Below are 21,428 nucleotides of genomic sequence, written 5' to 3' on the forward strand. Positions count from 1 at the left end.
GCCCAGCCGTTGGCACAGGGGCCCGGGCTCAGGCCGGGGCCGCTGCGCGGAGGGCGGTGAGGACGTGGGTCACGGCGGGGGGCGCACCCCGCCGGGTCGCCGCGACGACGTGGCGGTAGGGCCGCTCCGCCCCGAGCCCCCGCGTCACCACACCCCCACACCCGGCGGCCCCCGCCATCCGCGGCACGAGCGCCACCCCCATCCCCGCCCCCACCATCGCCAGGATCGCCGTCCACCCCGCGGCACTGTGCGCCCGCTCCGGCACGAACCCCGCCGCCTCGCACGCGGCCCGCGTGATGTCCGACCAGGGCCCGGACCCACCGAAGATCCACGGCTCGTCGGCGAGGTCGGCGAGCCGCAGGCCCCGCTCGCGGGCCAGCGGATGCCCCTCGGGCAGGGCCACGTCCAGCGGATCGGCGAAGAGGGTGACCCCGGTGAAGCGGGGGTCGCTGCGCGCCGGGGCCTGCGCGGCGAGCGACAGGGCCAGGTCCACCTCGCCCGCCGCGAGCAGCTCGTACGCCTGCGCCGCCTCGGCCTCCCGGACCCGTACGAAGACGCCGGGCCGAGCCGCCCGCAGGGCCCGTACGGCGGGCACCACGAGCGCGGGCACCGCCGTGGAGAAGGCCCCGACCCGCACCTCCCCCTCGTCGCCCCGCGCATGCGCGGCCAACTCCGCGTCGGCCAGCTCCAGTTGGGCGAAGACCGCCTCGGCGTGCCGCAGCACCAGGTGCGCCGCGCCGGTGAGCCGCACCCGCCGCCCCTGCGCTTCGAGGAGGGGGACGTCCAGCTGCCGGGCGAGGTTGGACAGCTGCTGGGACACGGCGGACGGCGTCATGCTGAGCGCCCCGGCGGCCGCCGTCACCGTGCCGTGGTCCCGCAGCGCGCGCAGGATCCGCAGCTTCTTGATGTCCCACTCACTCATACGGCCAACGTACCCGCGACCCCTCCGGCCTCCCCCGCGCGGCGGAGGCGCTAGGGCCCGGGGGCCGACGCCCCGGCCCCGGCCGCCCGAAAGGATCGGGCCACACCGGCCGGGCACGCCCCGTCCCGCCGGCCGGGCGCGCCCGCACAGTCAGGCGGGCGCGCCCTCCCGCCCTCGTCCCGCAGGAGCCGCAGCCGTACTGAAGGGCGAGGGCCGCATGGACTGTCCGGTCGAGGACGAGGAAGTCCGGATCGGGGTCGACGCCAAGGCCGTGTCCCCCGCGGGCGGTTCGTTCAGGAAGAGCCGGAGTACGGGCACGTTCCGCATCCAGCACAGCTACCCCGCCCGCGACGGCAAGCCCGCGCGCACGCTGTGGGGCGACTTCAAGGTGGACTGCCTGACCACGGGCGGCTCCACCGCCACGGTCACCGGCATCCTCGTGCGCACCAGCCCCGGACACCCCTGGCGCACCGCGCGGGGCACCGCCCGCATCGGTCTGAGCGGCGCCACCGCCAAGGGCGAGCCGAAGCTCACCCGGTGCATGGCACCCGGCCGCCGACGCCGTGGTCGTCGGCGGTGGGTATGCCCTGAAGGGCCGGGTCAGGAGCTGAGAGGCCGCCCGCGCCCCGCCGTCGAGCCGAGTACCACCCCGCCGAGGATGAGGCCCATGCACGCCGCCCTCGGCCAGCTCATCTCCTCGCCGAGCAGGGCGTAGGACAGCAGCGCCACGCAGACGGGCTGGAGGTAGTAGACGACTCCGGCGCGGGCCGCGCCGATCAGGGCGATGGCCTTGTTCCAGGCGAAGAAGGCGACGGCGGAGGAGACGACGCCCACGTAGAGCAGCGGCGTGACCGTGCCGGGGGTCGGGGTGAAGCCGCCCTGGACCGTGAGGCTGACGGCGTACGCGGGCAGCAGCATCAGCGCGCCGAGCACGAACGTCGCGAAGAGGAAGGGCAGTCCGCCGAGCTCCGGGGGCCTGCGCCGCAGCAGCGCGCTGTAGGAGCCGAAGGCGAGGGCGCCGCCGATCACCCACAGGTCGCCGGGGGCGAGGTCGAGGGCGAGGGAGCCCTTGCTGACCAGGAGCAGCACCCCGGCGCAGGCGATCAGCGTGCCGGTGGTGCGGCGGGCGCCGAGCCGGGCCCCGCCGAGGCGTTCGTAGCAGGCCATCAGGACCGGCGACGCGGCCATGATCATGCCCATGTTGCCCGCGGTCGTGGTCACGCCCGCCTGGTTGACCAGGGTGTTGTAGAGGGCGACGCCGAGGAAGGAGGCGGCGAGGAGGTAGCCGAGGTGGCGGCGCAGGACGGCCCGTGCGCGCCAGGTCCTGCGGAGCGCGAAGGGCGCGACCGCCGCGATGGCGATCAGCCAGCGCCAGAAGGCGTGCTGGACGGGCGGCACGCTGTCGGCGAGGGCGCGGGACGTGACGAAGCTGCCCGACCAGACGACGGTCGCCAGCAGCGCGAGGCCGAGCCCGGCGCCGAGACCTCCGACAACGGCCGACCCGCCGAGGCCTCCGGCAACGGCCGACCGGGCCGACCAGTCTCCCTGGTCGGCCCGGTCGGCCGTGTCGGTCCGGTCGGCCCGGTCGGTCCGGTCGGCCCGGTCGGCCCGGTCGGCCCGGTCGGCCGTGTCGGCCCGTGCGCTCCCCGTGTCCCCCGCTTCCCCCCACGTCGTCCCCCGCTCCCCCCGTGCCCCCCGCTCCCCCCGCGTCCCGCGCGCCCCCGCGCTCTCCGTGCTCGGCTCGACGGTCCGGTCCAGGGTCGTCGCCACTGCTGTCCCTCGCCTCTCTCCCCGGGTCCGGGGCGGTGGGTGCGTTCGCTTGCCGGGCTACCGTCGCACCGCCGAACCGGTCAGGTCCATCGAATCTTTCCGACCGTTCTTTGAAGCCAAGCTGAACAATCTGGTGGCGGCGGGCGCTCCCGCCACCGTCCGCGCCCCCGTCGGCGCCGCCGTCTCGCGGGGCTTGAGCTGACCGAACAGCGTCGCCGCGAACGCGAGCGCCATGCCCGCCACCTGCACCGCCGTCAGCGACTGGCCGAGCGCCGCCCAGCCGATGACCGCCGCCGTCAGCGGCGAGAGCGGCCCGAGCAGGCTGACCTGGGTCGCGCTGAGGCGGCTGAAGCCGCGGAACCACAGCCAGTAGGCGACGGCCGTACCGGCGATGGACAGGTACACGTAGCCCGCGATGTTCCGGCCGTCGAGCGCGGGCGGCGCGCCCTCGACGAAGAAGGCGAGCGGCGCGATGAGCAGGCCGCCCATGGTCAGCTGCCAGCTCGTCAGGGCCAGCGGGCCCACGCCATCGGGGCGGCCCCAGCGCTTGGTGAGCACGGTGCCCGTGGACATCGACGCCGTGGACGCCACCGCGGCGAGCAGGCCGATCGCGTCCAGGCCCCCGGCGGCCTTGAGGACGACGAGGCTGACGCCGAACGCGGCCGCGATCCCGGTGAGCAGCGTGCGGACGGTCGGGCGCTCACTGAGGACGAGGGCCGAGAGCCCGGCGACGAACAGCGGCCCGACGGAGCCGACCACGGCCGCCATGCCGCCGGGCAGGCGGTAGGCGGAGAGGAACAGGAGGGGGAAGAAGGCGCCGATGTTCAGCGCGCCGAGGACCGCCGCCTTCCCCCACCACACTCCCTTCGGCAACCGTCTGGCCAGGAGCAGCAGCAGGAGCCCCGCGGGCAGCGCCCGCATCATGGCCGTGAACAAGGGCCGGTCCGCCGGGAGGAACTCCGTGGTGACGGCGTAGGTGGAGCCCCAGGTGATGGGGGCGTAGGCGGTGAGCAGGATCGTGGCGGCACGGTTCATGGCGCACCCCTCTCGGCGGCCCGACAGGCCGTAGTGGAAGCTTGATGGTGATTAGCTTAGTCGCAAGCTACTTACCGTCAACCCACTTAGCGAAAATTCACTTAGCTCGAATCTGCTTACTTGCAAGCTTCTAGAGCGGGGGCCGATACTTCCCCCATGCACTCCCCGGACACTCCGCACGTCGATGCCGACGCCGTCGACGCGATCATCGATCAGTGGGCCTCGGTCAGGCCCGAACTGGAGACGACCCCCATGGAGATCTACGGCCGCGTGTACCGCGTGGCGCAGGCGGTCGGCGACCGCGTCGAGAAGGCCTACCGCGAAGTCGGCACCACCCGGGGCGAGTTCGACGTCATCGCCACGCTGCGCCGGCACGGCGAGCCGTACACGCTCTCGCCCCGGCAGCTCTCCGCCACGCTGATGCTGACCACCGGCGGCATGACGGGGCGCCTCGACAAGCTGGAGCGGGCGGGCCTGCTGCGCCGCTCGCCCGATCCGAACGACCGGCGCGGACTCCAGGTCACGCTGACCGACGCGGGGCGCGAGCTCGTCGACCGGGCCGTCGTGGCCGGGCTTGAGGCGCAGCGCGCGGCACTCGGCGCCGCCGGGCTCGACGAGAAGGAGACAGCCCAGCTCGCCGACCTGCTCAGGAAGCTGCTCGCGGGCGCCGCACCCGCCTGAACACGCACGAGGGCGCCCTCCGGCGGCGTACACGTTCTCCGTGTACGCCGCCGAGGGGCGCCCTCGGCGTCAGAAAAGGGGGCGGATCAGCCCTGCTTCTGCTGCTTGCGGGACTTGTCACCCACCATGACCAGACCCGCGATCACCAGGAAGAGGACGATCGGTGCCGCCACGTACAGCCCGAGCGTCTCCGCCACGCTCAGCTTGGGAGCCGGGTCGTCGCCGTCGTCGCGGGTGAGCGCGAGCGCGGGGGACGACATGAGCAGCATCATCAGCGTCGTACCGGTGGCAACGGCACCGGCGCGCAGGGCGTTCTTCTTGTCCACGATGCCAAACTAGCGAACGGCTCCGCGGGCCGCGCGCCCGGGGTGCCATCAGGGGACCGCGCCCGGGCCCCGGCAGGCCCCGCCGGTGCGGGCGCCCCGGAACTCCCGGAAGACGTCGAGCAGCGCGTGCAGCCGGGGCGAGGCCGTCAGGTCCTCCAGGGACACCGGGCGCCCGGCGGCGTCGGCGATGGGCAGCCGCCAGTTGGGATACGCGTCCAAGGTGCCCGGCAGGTTCTGCGGGCGGCGGTCCCCGACCGCGTCCGGCAGCCAGACCCCGATCAGCCGGGCCGGGGTCGCGAGCAGCAGCCGGTGCACCGCGCGCACCTCGTCCTCCTCGTGTCCGGCGCCGCCGCGCAGCAGCCCGAGCCGGGCGGCGAGCGCCAGCCATTCGCGCACGTCGGCCGCGGCCTCGGCGCGCTCGGCGGCCAGCGGCCGGGTCAGCAGGCCCAGGTCGTGGCGGAGCGTGACGTGCTCGCCGGTGACGCGGGCCGCCGTGGGCGGCAGGTCGTGGGTGGTGGCGGTGGCGAGACAGTCCGCGCGCCACCGCGCGGGCGGCAGCACCTTGCCGGACCCGGCCCCCTCCCCGGCCCAGTCCCGCTCGAACCAGAGCACCGACGTGCCGAGCACCCCGCGCTCGCGCAGCGCCTCGCGCACGCCCGGCTCGACGGTGCCGAGGTCCTCGCCGATGACAAGCGCGTCCGCGCGGTGCGCCTCCAGGACGAGGGCGGCGAGCATCGCCTCGGCGTCGTACCGCACGTACGTGCCCTCCGTGGGCGGGCGGCCCTCGGGCACCCACCACAGCCGGAACAGGCCCATCACATGGTCGACGCGCACCGCGCCCGCGTGCCGCAGCGCCGCGCGCAGGAGCTCGCGGAACGGCGCGTACCCGGACTCCGCGAGCCGGTCGGGGCGCCACGGGGGCAGGTTCCAGTCCTGGCCATGGGCGTTGAAGGCGTCCGGGGGCGCGCCCGTCGACATGCCCGCCGCGAAGAAGCGCCGCTGCGCCCAGGCGTCGGCGCCGTCCGGGTGCACGCCCACCGCCAGGTCGTGGACGAGACCGATGCCCATGCCCGCGTCCCGCGCGGCCCGCTGCGCCGCGGCCAGTTGCTCGTCGACGTACCAGGCCAGGCGCTCGTGGAAGTCGACGCGGTCCATCAACTCGGCGCGGGCGCGGGCGGTTTCGCGACTGTCCGGGTCGCGCAGGGGCGCGGGCCAGGCGTGCCAGTCGGGTCCGTGCCGCTCGGCGAGCGCGCACCAGGTGGCGTGCGCCTCCAGGGCCTCGCCGCGCTCGGCGAGGAAGTCGCTGTACGCGGCGCAGCGGCCGGGGCCGAGCGGCACCCGCGCGGCCAGTTCGAGCGCCTCGGCCTTGGCCGCCCACACCGCGTCGCGGTCGATGAGGCACCCGTCCCGCAGCACCGCGCGCCGCAGCCCGTCGGCGCGTTCGAGCAGGGCGCCCGCCCGCTGCCGCGCCGCGCCGCGCAGCCGCGCGAACTCCGGTACGTCCTCCACCCGTACGTGCACGGGGTCGGGGAAGCGGCGCGAGGACGGCCGGTACGGCGAGGGGTCGCTGCTGCCGCCGGGCGGCGCGGGCACCGCCGCGTGCAACGGATTCACCTGGACGAAGCCCGCGCCCACCGAGCGGCCCGCCCAGGCCGCGAGCTCCGCCAGGTCCCCCAGGTCGCCCATGCCCCAGGAGCGGCGGCTAAGGAGCGAGTACAGCTGGACGAGGAAGCCGTACGCCCGCCCGCGTGGCTCGGGCGCGCGGCTCGGGGCGACGAGGAGGTGCGCCTCGGCGACGGCCCCGTCCGGGGTGGTGGCGCGCAGCCAGTGGGCGCCCAGCGGCAGGTGCGGGGGCGGCGACGGGGCGTCCCAGGTGAGCGTGTCGCCCTGCTCGGTGCGGAGGTTCAGGCGGGTGCGGGCGGGCAGCGCGCGGAGCGCTTCGGGGGCGGTGTCGTCCTTCGGCAACTCCTCCCGCCCGCCTTCCGGTGCGCGCCAGTGGACCAGGGTCGGGGGCAACAGCCTTTCCCGCAGGGCCCGTTCGCGCTCCGCGAGGGCCGCGCCCAGCGCGTCCGGCGTACTCGCGTCGACGTCGAGTGCGGCGAGCGCGGCGACGAGCGCCGCGTCGGAGGCCTGGACCGTGCGGCCCGGGGACGGGGAGTAGGAGGCGGCCACGCCGTGCAGGGCGGCGAGCCGGGCCAGGGTCACCCCGCGCCCTAGATCCCGGCCGGGTCCAGGCCCGCGGCCGTGCCCGTGGAGGTCGGCTCGCTGGTCAGGGGCGCGGCGTCGGTGAGCGGCGGCTCACTGGTCAGCGGCGCGGCGTCGGCGAGCGGGGGCTCGCTGGTCAGGGGCGGCTCCAGGCAGCCGCAGGAGCCGGATCCTTCGAGTCCTGAGTCCGGGTGCGAGACCTCCGGGGGGAGGCCGGACGGGAGAAGATGCGCCGAAGGGGGCACGGGACGCTCCTTGTTTCGCGGGTGGGCGCGGATGCGCGAGGGATTTCGCGGGCTTCGGTTCCCGGGGGCATACCCACTGCGCCGCACCACAGACGCAAACGACCCACGAAGGTGACGCTGGTCACAGCAGCCCTGCCGGGAGCCCCCAATCCCACCCCTTCCCGAACCAGGGGCTGGCCGCCCCTGGCACCCCGCCCTTCATCGCGCTGGCGCGCTCGTCCTCAAACTCCCCCAAGCTCTTAAGGAGCAGGGGGTACCCCCTCGACGGGCTGGATGGTTGCCGGTGCGGACCGGATCTCGTCTGCGGACGCGCGGAATGCATCCGGCCCGCACCGAGATCTTTCAGCCCGTCCGGCGTTTGAGGACGAGGCGCGAAGCGCCGAAAACGGGGGCGGAGCCCCCGGCGTTGACACCCGCCCCGCGGCAATGGTGGGCTCAGTGCTCTACGTGACCGTCCGTGCGACGACAGTGACGAGGAGGAGGCCGTGCGACTGCGGGGCAGGAAGGGCGCGGCCACCATCGCCGCGGCCGTCATCGCGAGCACCCTGGGCACCACCACCGCCCTCACGGAACCGGCCCTCGCCACCCCACCACCCCCGGGCGGCCCCCGTACGGATGCGGAGCGGACCCCCGCCGAGCCCCCACAGGTGTGGCCCCGCCCCCACGACCTGGAGTCCACGGCCACCGCCCCGGTCCCCGTCGGCGACGCGGTCGTCCTGGTCGCCGACGGGGACGCCGACCCGCACGCCCTGGACGCCCTGCGCGGCCTCCTGCGCGCCGCGGGCGCACGGCAGTTCACCGAGGTGCGCGACGGCACCCCGCCCCCACCCGGCACGCACCTGGTGATCCACGCCGGAGGCACCGGCGCGGCCGAGGCACTGCGCGCGCTCGGCGCCCGGCCGCGCACCGGCCTGCCCCCGGGCGGCTACCGCCTCGCGGTGGGCCAGGTCGCGGGCCGCGGCACCGTGGCCCTGGACGGCGTCGGCCCGGACGGCCTCTTCCACGCGGTGCAGACGCTGCGGCAACTGACGGACGCCCGGGCCCGGCTGATCCCCGGCGTCCGCGTCCGCGACTGGCCCGCGGCCCCGGTGCGCGGCCTGACCGAGGGTTTCTACGGCACGCCCTGGACGCGCGAACAGCGCCTGGCCCAGCTGGACTTCATGGGCCGGACGAAGCAGAACCGGTATCTGTACGCGCCGGGCGACGACCTGTACCGCCAGGCCCGCTGGCGCGAGCCGTACCCGGCGGCGCAGCGGACCGACTTCCGCGCGCTCGCCGAGCGGGCCGCCCGCAACCACGTGACGCTCGCCTGGGCGGTCGCCCCCGGCCAGGGCATGTGCCTGTCGTCGGACCGGGACGTGCGGGACCTCGCCCGCAAGGTGGACGCCATGTGGGCGCTGGGCTTCCGCGCCTTCCAGCTCCAGTTCCAGGACGTGAGCTACAGCGAGTGGCACTGCGCCGAGGACGCGGACGCCTTCGGCTCGGGCCCGCGCGCCGCGGCCCGGGCGCAGGCCCGGGTCGCGAACGCCCTGTCCCGGCACCTCGCCGCCCGGCACCCCGGGGCACGACCGCTGTCCCTGATGCCGACCGAGTACTTCCAGGACGGCTCGACCGCGTACCGCGATGCCCTCGCGCGGCACCTGGACGGCGGGGTGGAGGTGGCGTGGACGGGTGTGGGCGTCGTGCCGCGCACCATCACGGGCCGTGAACTGGCGGGCGCGCGCGAGGCGTTCGGCGCGCATCCGCTCGTCACGATGGACAACTACCCGGTGAACGACTTCGCGCGGGACCGCGTCTTCCTCGGCCCCTACACAGGCCGCGAGCCCGCCGTGGCGCAGGGCTCGGCGGGCCTGCTCGGCAACGCCATGGAGCAGCCCGCCGCGTCCCGCATCCCGCTGTTCACGGCCGCCGACTACGCCTGGAACCCGCGCGGCTACCGGCCCCACGCGTCCTGGCTCGCGGCGATCGACGACCTGGCGGGCGGGGACGCGCGGGCGCGCGGCGCGCTGCGGGCCCTCGCGGGGAACGACGCCTCGTCCGTCCTCGGCGCCGAGGAGTCGGCCTATCTGCGGCCCCTGCTGCGGGCGTTCTGGGCGGCGCGCACGACGCCCGACCCGGTCCGCGCCGAGGCCGCGGCACAGGAGCTGCGGTCCGCCTTCGCCGTCATGCGCGCGGCGCCCGAACACCTCGCCGGGACGGAGGTGGGCCGCGAAGTGGCGCCCTGGTCCGCGCAGTTGGCGCGCTACGGCGCGGCGGGCGAGACGGCCGTCGCCCTGCTGTCGGCGACCGCCCACGACGACGGCGCGACCGCCTGGCGCGCGGCCCGGGCCCTGCGCGGGCTCCGCGCGGAGCTGCGGTCCGGCGGCGTGACGGTCGGGGCGGGCGTCCTCGACCCGTTCCTGGACCGCGTCGAGCGGGCGTACGGGCGGTGGGCGGGGCTCGACGGCCCGCACGCGGCTGACGGGCCCGAGGCCCGCTGGGGCCGGGCCCGGGCGCTGGCCGCCGTGACGGCCCTGACGGACCCCGGCACCCGGGGCGTGCTGGAGGCCCACGTGCCGGGCGCGGGCTGGCGCCGCCTGGCCGGGCTCTCCGCCTCCGGGTTCACCGAGGCCCGCCCGGAGCCGGGCCTGCGCGCCGACGCCGTACGGGTCACCGCGTCCGGCGGCACGGTCGCGCACCTGGCGCCCTGGTTCGCCGACGGCCCCGCGGCCCGCCTCACGCTGACCCGCGCCGAGGCGGACGCGGAGATCGGCGGCGCCCCCGCCCGGCTGACGGCCCGGCTGCTCCCGCGCCGCCCCGGCCCCGTGCACGGGCGTCTTGAGGCGCGGGCGCCCGGAGGCATCCAGGTGCGCGTCCCGGAGGCGACGGCGCTGCCGCGCGGCACGCGGGTCGAGGTGCCGCTCGACGTGACCGTGCCCACGGGCACGCGCGCGGGGACGTACGAGATCCCGGTGTCCTTCGCGGGCGGGACGCGGACGGTGGCGGTGCGGGCCTATCCCCGCACCGGCGGCCCGGACCTGGCGCGCGGGGCGCGGGCGTCGTCCTCGGGCGACGAGACGGCGCGCTTCCCGGCCTCGGCCGCCCTGGACGGGGACGCCGCCACCCGCTGGTCCTCACCGCCCGAGGACGGCGCCTGGTGGCAGCTAGAGCTGGCCGGTCCGGTGCGCCTGGGCCAGGTGGTGCTGCGCTGGCAGGACGCGTACGCCGCCGCGTACCGGATCCAGACGTCGGCCGACGGCAGGACCTGGCGCACGGCCGCCACCGTGCGGGACGGGCGCGGCGGGCGCGAGTCGGTCCGCATGGACGCGCCGGGCACCCGCTTCGTCCGGGTGCAGGGCGATCGGCGGGCGACGCGCTTCGGCTACTCGCTGTGGTCGGTGGAGGCCTACGCCGTGGCCGAGCGTCCGGTGGCGGGCTGAGCCCCGGGGCCCGGCCCGTCCTCGTAACCACGAGGTCGTCGTCGTAGCCACGAGGTCGTCGTAGCCGCGGCGCCGCACATCCTGGCCGTGCGGCGTCGCGGCCACGACGAAAAGGCCCGGACCGATCCGGTCCCCTAGGCGGAGATGCCGTCGATCCGGGCCATCGCGTCGTCCGCGCCGAACGGCTGCAGGTACGGCAGCCAGCGCGGGTCCCTATGCCCGGTGCCGATGATGCGCCAGGCGAGACCTGTGGGCGGGGCGGGCTTGTGGCGCAGGCGCCAGCCGAGCTCCATCAGGTGCCGGTCGGCCTTCACGTGGTTGCAGCGGCGGCAGGACGCCACCACGTTGTCCCAGACGTGCTGGCCGCCGCGGCTGCGCGGAATGACGTGGTCGACGCTGGTTGCGACGCCACCGCAGTACACGCACCGGCCGCCGTCACGGGCGAACAGCGCGCGTCGCGTCAGAGGAACGGGCCCCCGGTAAGGGACCCGCACGAACCGCTTGAGCCGGACCACGCTGGGTGCGGGGATGGTGCGGGTCGCGCTGTGCATGAAGGCGCCGGACTCCTCGAGGCAGAGTGCCTTGTTCTCCAGGACGAGGATGAGCGCGCGGCGGAGCGGTACGACGCCAAGGGGCTCGTACGACGCGTTGAGGACCAGGACATGCGGCACGGAGGCCTCCTTGTACGCCGGCGGCGCGTGGCTCGCGCCGGGACGATCTGTGGACCAGTTTCCCCTCATGCCTGGTCGTAGCGCCACCATGTCCCGGTAACGGCCTTGAAGTGTTTTCAACCACACCCCTCCGGCACCGCTGATGACACGTGTTCCCACCGCTGAGCTGCCGCAGGTCACCGGGTGATCACCCGGCCTCCTTCGAACATGACAACGATCCCCACACAATGCCCCGTTAGTGTGGTGGGTCTGCCCGGCGCTTCTCCTGGGCAGACCGCTATGCCTGGAGGTACCCGCCGTGTTCCTGTCCGTGCTCTCGGCCGCCGGGACGGACCCGGACCCGACGAAGTCACCGAAGCCCGTCACGCTCGACGACGCGCACGAGAGCGCTCAGAACGCCGCGAGCTGGGTCGAGGAGAACTGGTCGACGTGGCTCGCCATCGGGCTCCGCATCCTGCTGATCGTCGTGATCGCGATGGTCCTCAGAGTGCTCGTGCGGCGCACCATCACCAAGTTCATCGACCGGATGAACCGCACGGCCCAGGCCGTGGACGGCACCGCGCTCGGCGGGCTCCTGGTCAATGTGGAGCGGCGGCGGCAGCGGTCGCAGGCCATCGGGTCCGTGCTGCGCTCGGTGGCGTCGTTCCTGATCCTCGGCACGGCCGCGCTCATGGTGCTCAGCACCTTCGAGATCAACCTCGCGCCGCTGCTCGCCTCGGCCGGTGTGGCGGGCGTCGCGATCGGCTTCGGCGCGCGCAACCTGGTCACCGACTTCCTCTCCGGCGTCTTCATGATCCTGGAGGACCAGTACGGCGTGGGTGACTCCATCGACGCCGGGGTGGCCTCCGGCGAGGTCGTCGAGGTGGGCCTGCGCGTCACCAAGCTGCGCGGCGACGCCGGTGAGATCTGGTACGTGCGCAACGGCGAGGTCAAGCGCATCGGCAACCTCTCCCAGGGCTGGTCGACGGCCGGGGTCGACGTGACCGTGCGCTCCGACGAGGACCTGGACAAGGTCAAGCGGGTGCTCGGCGAGGTCGGCGAGCGGATCGGCAAGGACGAGCCCTGGAACGAACAGCTGTGGGGCCCGGTCGAGGTGCTCGGCCTGGACAGCGTGCTGCTGGACCAGATGGTGGTGCGGGTCTCGGCGAAGACGATGCCGGGCAAGTCGCTCGGCGTGGAGCGCGAGCTGCGCTGGCGGATCAAGCGGGCCTTCGACGAGGAGGGCATCCGCATCGTGGGCGGCCTTCCGCTGCCGCCGGAGGAGGCGCCCGCCGCCGACCCGACGGCGGGCATGGCGGCACCGTCCGCGTACGCCTCGACGACGTCCCCGCAGTCGCTGACGGCGTCGCCGATACCGCCGCCGCCGAACCTGTCGAAGTAGCCGTCGGGCTCCGTCGCGGGAGCCCCTCGGGCTGTTTTCGGACACCCTTTTGCACCGCCCTTGGGGGCGCCCGGCACCGGCCGGGCGCCCCCTTCGGCGTCCGCGGTCCGCGGGTGCGCCCCGGTGGATCTTCCGCAGGTAACGACTTGGTTGCCCCCGCGCCGCCCACTCTTGACGGGTCCTTCACGGCGGCTTACGTTCCTCGCAACCAATAGGAAGCCTTCCTAACAGTGACGTGGGGAGGCAGGTCACCGAAGGGCAGGTGTCGTCAGCGATGGCCGGAACCACCCCGTCCAACGGGTCGCCCGGCGTTCCGGGCACGCCCCGCGTGCTCCGCGCCATGAACGACCGCGCCGCGCTCGACCTGCTCGCCGCCCACGGGCCGCTCACCCGCACCCGCATCGGCGAGCTCACCGGCCTGTCCAAGCCCACCACCTCGCAGCTGCTCAGCCGCCTGGAGAGCGCGGGCCTGGTCCGCACCACGGGCAGACAGAGCGGCCGTCCAGGCCCCAACGCCGTCCTGTACGAGATCGACCCCACCGTCGGCCACGTCGCCGCCCTGTCCGCCGACCCCACTGGGCTCACCGCCCTGGTCGCCGACATCACCGGACGCGAGGTGGGCCGCTTCCGCATCGAGGCCGACGCCATCGCCGAGGACGTGCGCCACCGCACCGCCCAGCTCGTCGCCGAGGCCGTGGACGGGGCGCTCGCCCAGGCCGGGCTCGGCCACGACGACCTGCGCGCCACCGTCATCGGCACGCCCGGCGCCATCGACCCGCACGACGGCCGCCTCCGCTACGCCCCGCACCTGCCCGGCTGGCACTCGCGCACCCTGCGCGCCGAGCTCGCCGAGGTCCTCGGCACCCCGGTCACCATCGAGAACGACGTGAACCTCGCCGCCATCGCCGAGCAGTACGAGGGCGCGGCCCAGGACCACGACGACTTCGTGCTGGCCTGGCTCGACGAGGGCGTGGGCGCCGCGATCGTCCTCGGCGGCACCCTGCTGCGCGGCGCGACCGGCGGCGCGGGCGAGATCGGCTACATGCCGGTGCCGGGCGCCCCGCTGCTGCGCGGCCCCGACGGGACGCCCAGCTCGTACCGGGGCGGCTTCGAGAGCCTCGTCGCCGGTGCCGTGGTCCGCGAGCGCGCGGGCGGCAAGCCGCTCCCCGAGGCGCTCGCCGACGCCGCCGTGCGCGACGACCTGGCCCGGCACATCGCCACCGGCATCGCCGCCGTCGTCGCGGTCGTCGACCCCGAACTCGTCGTCCTGTCCGGCCAGGTGGCCCAGGCGGGCGGCGAGGCGCTGCGCCTGCGCGTCAAGGAGGAGCTGACCGGCCTCGCCCTGCCGCGCCCGCTCCTGCGCATCAGCGACCTCGACGGCGACCCGATCCTCACCGGCGCCCTGCGCACGGCCCTCACCCAGGCCCGCGACACCCTCTTCGACACGGCCTGAGCCGCGCCGGACCCCCCGCTCCCCCGTCCGCTCCCCGCCCCCTCCCGCAAAGGAAGTCCGCCATGCCGCGATGGCGCATACGCGCACGCGTGCCGGTCGTGCTCGCCGCCGCCGGACTGCTCCTGTCCGGCTGCGCCAACCCGAGCACCGGCAGCGACGACGACGATCCGACCAAGCCCGTGACGCTCAAGTTCTGGCACGGCTGGTCGGCGTCCGGCGAGGTCAAGGCGATCGACGAGAGCATCGAGCGGTTCGAGAAGCTGCACCCGAACATCGATGTGAAGGCGACCGGCAACGTCACCGACGCCACCATCAACCAGGCCCTCAGGGCGGGCGGCGGCGAGGCCCCCGACGTGGTGGCCTCCTTCACCACCAACAACGTCGGCCAGTACTGCGACTCCGGCATGTGGGTCGACCTCGACCCCTTCATGAAGAAGACCGGCCTCGACAAGAAGAAGACGTTCCCCAAGACCCTCCTCGACTACACGAGCTACGAGGGCACCCAGTGCGCGCTGCCGCTCCTCGCGGACGCGTTCGGCATGTACTACAACAAGGACCTCTTCGCGAAGGCGGGCATCAAGCGCCCGCCGCGCACCATGTCGGAGCTGAAGGCCGCGGCGAAGAAGCTGACCGTGCGCAAGGGCAAGGACTCGTACGAACGGGTCGGCTACATGCCCAACTTCCGCCTGTACCAAGGCAGCCCGGACCGCCTCTTCGCGCAGTGGGGCCCGCGCTACTTCGACGCCGACGGCACGTCGCGGCTCGCGAAGGAGCCCGCCTCGTACGACTACTTCAAGACGACGAACGCGCTGATCGACGCGCAGGGCGGCTTCTCCGACCTGGAGAAGTTCCGCCTGACCTTCGGCGACGAGATGTCCAGCCAGAACGCCTTCCTCACCCAGAAGCTCGCCATGCTCCTGGACGGCGAGTGGCGCGGCCTGATGCTGAAGGACGCCAAGGCGAAGTTCGACTGGGACGTCGCGCCCCTTCCGGTGCCCGACGACCAGGCCGACACCTACGGCCGCGGCTTCATCACGGGCACCGTCGCGGGCATCGCGCACAGCAGCAAGCACCAGAACGCCGCCTGGGAGCTGGTGCGCTTCCTGACCGCCGACACCGGCCAGGTCGTGGACTTCGCCAACGCCATCCACAACGTGCCGTCCACCTTCGCGGCCCTCAGGTCCCCGAAGCTGGACGCCGATCCGACCTTCCGCACCTTCTTCAAGATCCTGCGGAGCGAGCACAGCCGGGCCCTGCCCCCGACCACCAACGGCAACTCCTACGTCACCTCGTTCGGGGACTTCTCGTACGGGGTCGAGGCGGGCCGCGAGAAGAACCTGCGCGAGGGCCTGAAGAAACTCGACGACCAGATCGACGCCGACAACCTCCAGTCAGAGAACTGAGGAGGGCCCCGCCATGGCCACACTCTCCCCCCCGACGCGCCGCAGACTGCGCGTGCTCGGCTTCCTCTCCCCCTGGCTGATCGGCTTCAGCGTCTTCTTCGCGTACCCGCTGATCGCCACCGTCTACTTCTCGTTCATGCACTACAACCAGATCAAGGAGCCCACGTTCGTGGGCCTGCGGAACTGGCGGTACGTGTTCGAGCAGATGCCGCTCTTCGGGCCCGCCCTGTGGAACACGCTGTGGCTGGTCGTCGTGATGGTGGCCCTGCGCGTGCTCTTCGGGCTCGGCCTCGGGCTGCTCGTGACGAAGATCAAGAGTGGCGTCGGGTTCTTCCGGACCGCGTTCTACATCCCCTATCTGGCCCCGCCGGTGGCGGCCACGGTCGCCTTCGTCTTCCTGCTCAACCCCGGCACGGGACCGGTCAACGAGATCCTGTCCAGGGTCGGCGTCGACGCGCCCACCTGGTTCAACGACCCGAACTGGGCCAAGCCGTCGCTCGTGATGCTCTCCCTGTGGGGCATCGGCGACCTCATGGTGATCTTCATGGCGGCGCTGCTCGACGTCCCCAAGGAGCAGTACGAGGCCGCGGAGCTCGACGGCGCGGGCTCCTGGGCGAAGTTCCGGTACGTCACCTGGCCGTCGATCACGCCGATCGTGATGTTCGCCGTGGTCACCGGGGTCGTACAGACCATGCAGTACTACACGCAGGCCCTGGTCGCCGGGAAGATCGCCTCCGGCGTCAACATCGGCCCCGGCTCGGTGATCCAGCCCGGCTACCCCGACCACTCGACGCTCACGGTCCCGCAGCTCGTCTACTCGATGGGCTTCCAGAACTTCAACACCGGCGCCGCGTGCGTGCTCTCGCTCGTGCTCTTCGCCATCGCCATGGCCGCGACCCTGCTGCTCATGCGCAAGCGCTCGGGCCTGCTCTCGGCGGAGGACTGATCCCCATGACTTCCACGACACTCAGCGCGCCCGCGTCCTCGAAGGCCGCCGCGCCCGCGGGGCGGCGCGACCCGGCGGCCGCCCGCGCCCGCCGCAAGCGGATCCTGCACTGGATCGCCGTGCACAGCGTGGCGATAGCCGTCGCGCTGCTCTTCCTCCTGCCGTTCGTCTTCGTCTTCCTGACGTCCGTGATGAGCGACTCCCAGGCGATGAGCGGCGACCTGTGGCCGTCCTCCTGGCACTGGGAGAACTACAAGGCCGTCTTCGAGACCGACGGCTTCCTCACCTGGTGGCGCAACTCCCTGCTGTACGCGGGCCTCGGCACGCTCTTCACCGTGTGCTCGGCGATCCCCGTCGCGTACGCGCTCGCCAAGTTCCGCTTCCGCGGCCGCCGCACCGCGATGCTGCTCGTCATCTCCACGATGATGCTGCCGCCGCAGGTCATCGTGATCCCGATGTACCTGGTGTGGGCCCAGCAGTTCCACCTGTCCGGCACGCTGTGGCCGCTGATCATCCCGATGGCGTTCGGCGACGCGTACTCGATCTTCCTGCTCCGCCAGTTCCTCCTGACCATCCCCAAGGAGTACATCGAGTCGGCGCGCGTCGACGGCTGCGGCGAGTTCAGGACGCTCCTCACGATCATCGTGCCGATGGCCAAGCCGGGCATCGCGGCGATCGCGCTCTTCCAGTTCTTCTACTGCTGGAACGACTACTTCGGCCCGCAGATCTACGCGGCGCAGGACCCGGGCTCGTGGACGCTGAGCTACGGCCTGGAGTCCTTCAAGAGCGCCCACATGGTGAACTGGAACATGACCATGGCGGCGACGCTGCTCGTCATGGCTCCGGTCATTGTCATCTTCTTCTTCGCACAAAAGGCCTTCGTGGAAGGCGTCACCCTCACCGGAGTAAAGGGCTGATTCAGCAATGAAGCTCGCAGTGGTCGGCGGAGGCTCGACCTACACACCCGAACTCATCGACGGCTTCGCGCGGTTGAGGGACACCCTGCCGATCGAGGAGCTCGTCCTCGTCGACCCGGCGGCGGAGCGCCTCGAACTCGTCGGCGGCCTCGCCCGGCGCATCTTCGCCAAGCAGGGCCACCCGGGCCGGATCCTCACCACGTCCGACGTGGACGCGGGCGTCGCCGACGCCGACGCGGTCCTGCTCCAGCTGCGCGTCGGCGGCCAGGCCGCCCGCCAGCAGGACGAGACCTGGCCCCTGGAGTGCGGCTGCGTCGGCCAGGAGACGACGGGAGCGGGCGGCCTTGCGAAGGCCCTCCGCACGGTCCCGGTGGTCCTGGACATCGCCGAACGCGTCCGCCGCACCAACCCCAACGCCTGGATCATCGACTTCACCAACCCCGTCGGCATCGTCACCCGCGCGCTGCTCCAGGCCGGGCACAAGGCCGTCGGCCTGTGCAACGTGGCGATCGGCTTCCAGCGGAAGTTCGCCGCGCACCTGGGCGTGGACCCCGCTCAGGTGCACCTGGACCACGTGGGCCTGAACCACCTGACCTGGGAGCTCGGCGCCCGGCTCGGCGGCCCCGAGGGCGAGAACGTCCTGCCGGGCCTCCTCGCCGAGCACGGCGAGGCCATCGCGGCCGACCTGCGCATGCCGCAGACCCTGGTGGACCGCCTCGGCGTCGTCCCCTCCTACTACCTGCGCTACTACTACCAGCACGACGAGGTCGTACGGGAGCTGGCCACCAAGCCCTCCCGGGCGGCCGAGGTCGCGGAGATGGAGCGGCAGTTGCTGGCGATGTACGGCGACCCGGCCCTGGACGAGAAGCCGGAGCTGCTCGCCAAGCGCGGCGGCGCCTTCTACTCGGAGGCGGCCGTGGACCTCGCGGCGTCCCTCCTGGGCGGCGGGGGAAGCCCGTACCAGGTGGTCAACACCTACAACAACGGCACGCTCCCCTTCCTCCCCGACGACGCGGTCATCGAGGTCCAGGCCTCCGTCGGCAAGGAGGGCGCCACGCCGCTGGCCGTCCCCTCGCTCGACCCGCTCTTCTCCGGCCTGATCGCGAACGTCACGGCGTACGAGGACCTGGCGCTGCACGCGGCCCTGCACGGCGGCCGCGACCGCGTCTTCAAGGCGCTGCTCGCCCACCCGCTGGTCGGCCAGTACGCGTACGCGGAGCAGCTCACCGACAAGCTCGTCGCGCACAACCGGGAGCACCTGGCGTGGGCCTGAGTTCCGTGCTCGCCATCGACGCGGGCAACAGCAAGACCGACGTCGCGGTGGTCGCGGCCGACGGCAGCGTCGTCGGCACGGCCCGCGGCGGCGGATTCCGGCCCCCGCAGGACGGCGTCGAGGCGGCCGTGGACGTCCTCGCGGACGCCGTGGGCCGGGCCCTCGGGGAAGCGGGCCTGACGTCCGTCGACCACGTCTCGGCCTGCCTGGCCAACGCCGACCTGCCCGTCGAGGAGCGGGAGTTGGCCGCCGCGCTGCGCCGCCGCGGCTGGGGCGGGACCGTCGACGTGCGCAACGACACCTTCGCGGTGCTGCGCGCGGGCCTCCTGGAGGACGCGGAGCCGCGCGGCGTCGCCGTGGTGTGCGGCGCGGGCGTCAACTGCGTGGGCATGCTGCCCGACGGGCGCACCGCCCGCTTCCCCGCCATCGGCAAGATCTCCGGCGACTGGGGCGGGGGCGGCCATCTCGCCCAGGAGGCCCTGTGGCACGCGGCCCGCGCCGAGGACGGGCGCGGCGGGCCCACCGCGCTGATGCGCGCGCTGCCCGCGCACTTCGGCCTGGACTCCATGTACGCGCTCATCGAGGCGCTGCACCTGGGGCACATCGAGGCGGTGCGCCAGCACGAGCTGACGCCCGTGCTCTTCGCCACGGCCGCGGCGGGGGACGCGGTGGCGCGGGGGCTGGTGGAGCGGATGGCGGAGGAGATCGTCGCCATGGCCGCGGTGGCGCTGGGGCGCCTGGATCTGCTGGAGGAGGAGGCTCCGGTGCTCCTGGGCGGCAGCGTGCTCGCCGCGCGCCACCGCCTCCTGGACGACGGCGTCCGCTCCCGGCTCGCCGAGCGCGCCCCCAAGGCCGCCCCCCGCGTGGTCACCGAGCCCCCCGTCCTGGGCGCGGCCCTCCTAGCCCTGGACACCACCACGGCCCCACCCTCGGCCTACACCCGCCTCCGCCACCACTACGCTCCCTGACCTCAGCTCACAGCCCCGCGCTGCCGCCGCACGACGACGTGCAAGCCGCTAGGTCGGGGCCGGACCGGGTCGCCGGGGTGGCACGGGTGGGGGTGGTGGGAGAAAACCCGCCGCGGGAGCGGTGGGGGCGGGAACCGGAGTGGGGTCGAGCGCGTGTTCCAAGGTGCGCGGCCCACCGCGATCCGCACAAGATCGGGCCAAGCCCCGTGCGGATCCCCGCCCCGACGGCGATACTTGCGCCCGAGCACCACTTCCCGCCGAGGCCCACGGACCAGCCTCCGGGGACCGGGAGGACACGGCGGTGCCACGCCCGATGACCAAGGGGGAGGTCGAGGCCCAGGTGACACACCCGCCAGCAGCACCCGAGGCACCGCCCGCGGCGCAGCCCACCGCGCGGCCCGCCGCACGGCCCACCGCTCCGCCGGAGCCACCGCCCAAGGCCCCCACACGCGAGCCCGCCTGGGCGGAGGGCCTCAAGCGCCTGCGCAAGGCGGCCACCACGGAGCCGGGCAGGCTCCGCGTCATCGGCGCGGTCCTCGCCGCCCTGGTCCTGGCGTTCGGCGCGGTCACCACCTGGGAGACCACCTCGCGCGCGGACGCCGCGGACCGCGTGCTGCACCGCAGCCAGCCGCTGAGCGCGGACGCCGCCGCGATCTACCGCTCTCTCGCGGACGCCAACACGGCCGCGTCGACCGGCTTCCTGGGCGGCGGCCAGGAGCCCGCGAACATAAGGGAGCGCTACCAGCGGGACATCGAACGGGCCAGCGAGAAGCTGGCCACGGCCGCGGCGAACGCGGGCACCGGAGGCAACGGCTCGTCGGCCGCGGCGATCAGCGCGCTCAACAAGCTGCTGCCCCAGTACACGTCCCTGATCGAGCGGGCCCGCGCCAACAACCGCCAGGGCCTGCCCCTCGGCGGCGCCTATCTGCGGTACGCCAACGACACCATGCAGACCCGCATGCTCCCCGCCGCGGAGAAGCTCTACAAGGCCGAGAACCAGCGCCTGGACGACGACTACGCCGACGCCGAGCCCTACCCGTGGGCCTCGCTGGCCCTCGGCGCCCTGGCCCTGGCCGCGCTCGTGTGGGCCCAGCGCCGCAACTACCGGCGGACGAACCGGGTGTTCAACGCGGGGCTCCTCGCCGCCAGCACGGCCGCCGCCGTCGCCCTGCTGTGGCTCGTCGTCGGCCACACCGTGGCCCGCTCCGGCCTCAGCACCTCGTACGACGACGGCGTACGGTCCCTGACCGTCCTCAACGACGCCCGGATCAGCTCCCTCAAGGCCCGGGGCAACGAGAACCTGACCCTGGTCAGCAGGGGCGCGGAGACGACCGAGGACGGCAAGGACAAGTTCGACACCGCCTACCAGCAGCAGATGCGGCGGCTCGCGGGCGGGTCCGGGCTGCTCGCGCGGGCGGCCCGGCTCGCCGACGACGGCGCGGGACGGCGCCCCGTCGCGGCGGCGGCGGACAACGTGAGCGAGTGGAAGGCCCGGCACAAGTCGGCCCGCGCCAGCGACGACGCGGGCTACTACGAGGCCGCCCTCGACAAGGTCATCGGCTCCCGGAGCGCCAAGGGCGAGTCGACGGGCGAGTCCTTCGACAACGTGGACGCCGCCCTCGACACGGCGCTCGCCCACGAGCAGAGCGAGTTCCAGCAGGCCGCGGCGGACGGAAAGGGCGCGATGACGGGCCTGCCCGTCGGCGCCGCCGTGCTCGCGGTCCTCGGCGCGGCGGGCGCGGTGCTCGGCATCGGCCGCAGGCTGTCGGAGTACCGGTGAGCGGGGCAGGGGTGACGGGGTGAAGGGAGGCAC

At 74.0% G+C, this 21,428-nt stretch carries 18 protein-coding genes; 11 read left to right on the forward strand and 7 right to left on the reverse strand.

Translation table 11 applies throughout. The annotated features are described in order from the left end of the window. Positions 1–28: 28 nt before the first annotated feature. Positions 29–922 (reverse strand): LysR family transcriptional regulator, encoded by an 894-nt coding sequence (locus tag ACIG3E_RS08180; protein WP_399612751.1) that lies wholly within the window; start codon positions 920–922, stop codon positions 29–31. A gap of 217 nt (positions 923–1,139) precedes the next feature. Here ACIG3E_RS08180 and ACIG3E_RS08185 point away from each other — a divergent pair, with 217 nt between their 5' ends. Beyond that, complete coding sequence (locus ACIG3E_RS08185) at positions 1,140–1,637, forward strand: hypothetical protein (protein WP_399612753.1); 498 nt, start codon at positions 1,140–1,142, stop codon at positions 1,635–1,637. Here the strand turns inward: ACIG3E_RS08185 and ACIG3E_RS08190 are convergent. After that, positions 1,523–2,692 (reverse strand): DMT family transporter, encoded by a 1,170-nt coding sequence (locus tag ACIG3E_RS08190; protein ID WP_399612756.1) that lies wholly within the window; start codon positions 2,690–2,692, stop codon positions 1,523–1,525. The two genes, ACIG3E_RS08185 and ACIG3E_RS08190, sit on opposite strands and share 115 nt — an antisense overlap. A 57-nt stretch (positions 2,693–2,749) precedes the next feature. Then, positions 2,750–3,727, reverse strand: a complete 978-nt coding sequence (locus tag ACIG3E_RS08195; protein WP_399612758.1) for an EamA family transporter — start codon at positions 3,725–3,727, stop codon at positions 2,750–2,752. Between the two features lie 156 nt (positions 3,728–3,883). Here ACIG3E_RS08195 and ACIG3E_RS08200 point away from each other — a divergent pair, with 156 nt between their 5' ends. Beyond that, positions 3,884–4,408: a MarR family winged helix-turn-helix transcriptional regulator gene (locus tag ACIG3E_RS08200; protein ID WP_399612760.1), complete on the forward strand. Its 525-nt coding sequence runs from the start codon at positions 3,884–3,886 to the stop codon at positions 4,406–4,408. Positions 4,409–4,494: 86 nt separating this feature from the next. Here the strand turns inward: ACIG3E_RS08200 and ACIG3E_RS08205 are convergent, their stop codons facing one another. Genes ACIG3E_RS08205 through ACIG3E_RS08215 form a run of 3 tightly spaced genes read right to left on the reverse strand, consistent with a single transcriptional unit; the run spans position 4,495 to position 7,184 of the window. Then, on the reverse strand, positions 4,495–4,734 hold the full coding sequence (locus ACIG3E_RS08205) for a hypothetical protein (protein ID WP_138959772.1): 240 nt from the start codon (positions 4,732–4,734) through the stop codon (positions 4,495–4,497). A gap of 48 nt (positions 4,735–4,782) precedes the next feature. Then, entirely contained in the window at positions 4,783–6,939 is a 2,157-nt protein-coding gene (gene malQ / locus ACIG3E_RS08210; protein WP_399612764.1) for a 4-alpha-glucanotransferase, read from the reverse strand. Positions 6,940–6,947: 8 nt separating this feature from the next. Then, the gene (locus tag ACIG3E_RS08215; protein ID WP_399612767.1) at positions 6,948–7,184 is read right to left on the reverse strand and encodes a hypothetical protein; all 237 of its coding nucleotides are present in this window, start codon (positions 7,182–7,184) and stop codon (positions 6,948–6,950) included. A 485-nt stretch (positions 7,185–7,669) separates the two neighbouring features. On the opposite strand from ACIG3E_RS08215, the gene ACIG3E_RS08220 reads away from it, so the two are divergent. Then, on the forward strand, positions 7,670–10,603 hold the full coding sequence (locus ACIG3E_RS08220; protein ID WP_399612770.1) for a beta-N-acetylglucosaminidase domain-containing protein: 2,934 nt from the start codon (positions 7,670–7,672) through the stop codon (positions 10,601–10,603). Between the two features lie 134 nt (positions 10,604–10,737). Here the strand turns inward: ACIG3E_RS08220 and ACIG3E_RS08225 are convergent, their stop codons facing one another. Then, a complete protein-coding gene (locus ACIG3E_RS08225; protein WP_399612773.1) occupies positions 10,738–11,274 on the reverse strand; it encodes an HNH endonuclease in 537 nt (178 codons plus the stop codon). 298 nt (positions 11,275–11,572) lie between these two features. On the opposite strand from ACIG3E_RS08225, the gene ACIG3E_RS08230 reads away from it, so the two are divergent. From ACIG3E_RS08230 to ACIG3E_RS08265, 8 genes are all read left to right on the forward strand, one after another. Next, positions 11,573–12,655: a mechanosensitive ion channel family protein gene (locus ACIG3E_RS08230; protein WP_399612777.1), complete on the forward strand. Its 1,083-nt coding sequence runs from the start codon at positions 11,573–11,575 to the stop codon at positions 12,653–12,655. 274 nt (positions 12,656–12,929) lie between these two features. Beyond that, positions 12,930–14,108 (forward strand): ROK family protein, encoded by a 1,179-nt coding sequence (locus ACIG3E_RS08235; protein WP_399612778.1) that lies wholly within the window; start codon positions 12,930–12,932, stop codon positions 14,106–14,108. Between the two features lie 62 nt (positions 14,109–14,170). Then, complete coding sequence (locus ACIG3E_RS08240; RefSeq protein ID WP_399612781.1) at positions 14,171–15,511, forward strand: ABC transporter substrate-binding protein; 1,341 nt, start codon at positions 14,171–14,173, stop codon at positions 15,509–15,511. 13 nt (positions 15,512–15,524) lie between these two features. Further along, positions 15,525–16,457 carry a carbohydrate ABC transporter permease gene (locus ACIG3E_RS08245; protein ID WP_399612784.1) on the forward strand — a complete coding sequence of 311 codons (933 nt, stop codon included), beginning with the start codon at positions 15,525–15,527 and terminating at the stop codon, positions 16,455–16,457. A gap of 5 nt (positions 16,458–16,462) precedes the next feature. After that, the gene (locus ACIG3E_RS08250) at positions 16,463–17,374 is read left to right on the forward strand and encodes a carbohydrate ABC transporter permease (RefSeq protein ID WP_399612788.1); all 912 of its coding nucleotides are present in this window, start codon (positions 16,463–16,465) and stop codon (positions 17,372–17,374) included. 7 nt (positions 17,375–17,381) lie between these two features. After that, positions 17,382–18,647 (forward strand): 6-phospho-beta-glucosidase, encoded by a 1,266-nt coding sequence (locus ACIG3E_RS08255; RefSeq protein WP_399612789.1) that lies wholly within the window; start codon positions 17,382–17,384, stop codon positions 18,645–18,647. After that, on the forward strand, positions 18,638–19,615 hold the full coding sequence (locus tag ACIG3E_RS08260) for an N-acetylglucosamine kinase (protein ID WP_399612792.1): 978 nt from the start codon (positions 18,638–18,640) through the stop codon (positions 19,613–19,615). Before ACIG3E_RS08255 ends, ACIG3E_RS08260 begins: the two co-directional genes overlap by 10 nt. 313 nt (positions 19,616–19,928) lie before the next feature. After that, complete coding sequence (locus ACIG3E_RS08265; protein ID WP_399612794.1) at positions 19,929–21,395, forward strand: hypothetical protein; 1,467 nt, start codon at positions 19,929–19,931, stop codon at positions 21,393–21,395. The last annotated feature ends 33 nt before the right edge of the window (positions 21,396–21,428 follow it).

It is taken from the genome of Streptomyces sp. NPDC053474 (assembly GCF_044544845.1).
Lineage (GTDB): Bacteria > Actinomycetota > Actinomycetes > Streptomycetales > Streptomycetaceae > Streptomyces.

Coding starts and splice junctions, on each gene's coding strand:
- ACIG3E_RS08180 (WP_399612751.1), bottom strand. CDS start 922: ATGAGTGAGTGGGACATCAAGAAGCTGCGGATCCTGCGCGCGCTGCGG.
- ACIG3E_RS08185 (WP_399612753.1), top strand. CDS start 1,140: ATGGACTGTCCGGTCGAGGACGAGGAAGTCCGGATCGGGGTCGACGCC.
- ACIG3E_RS08195 (WP_399612758.1), bottom strand. CDS start 3,727: ATGAACCGTGCCGCCACGATCCTGCTCACCGCCTACGCCCCCATCACC.
- ACIG3E_RS08200 (WP_399612760.1), top strand. CDS start 3,884: ATGCACTCCCCGGACACTCCGCACGTCGATGCCGACGCCGTCGACGCG.
- ACIG3E_RS08235 (WP_399612778.1), top strand. CDS start 12,930: ATGGCCGGAACCACCCCGTCCAACGGGTCGCCCGGCGTTCCGGGCACG.
- ACIG3E_RS08240 (WP_399612781.1), top strand. CDS start 14,171: ATGCCGCGATGGCGCATACGCGCACGCGTGCCGGTCGTGCTCGCCGCC.
- ACIG3E_RS08245 (WP_399612784.1), top strand. CDS start 15,525: ATGGCCACACTCTCCCCCCCGACGCGCCGCAGACTGCGCGTGCTCGGC.
- ACIG3E_RS08250 (WP_399612788.1), top strand. CDS start 16,463: ATGACTTCCACGACACTCAGCGCGCCCGCGTCCTCGAAGGCCGCCGCG.
- ACIG3E_RS08255 (WP_399612789.1), top strand. CDS start 17,382: ATGAAGCTCGCAGTGGTCGGCGGAGGCTCGACCTACACACCCGAACTC.
- ACIG3E_RS08265 (WP_399612794.1), top strand. CDS start 19,929: ATGACCAAGGGGGAGGTCGAGGCCCAGGTGACACACCCGCCAGCAGCA.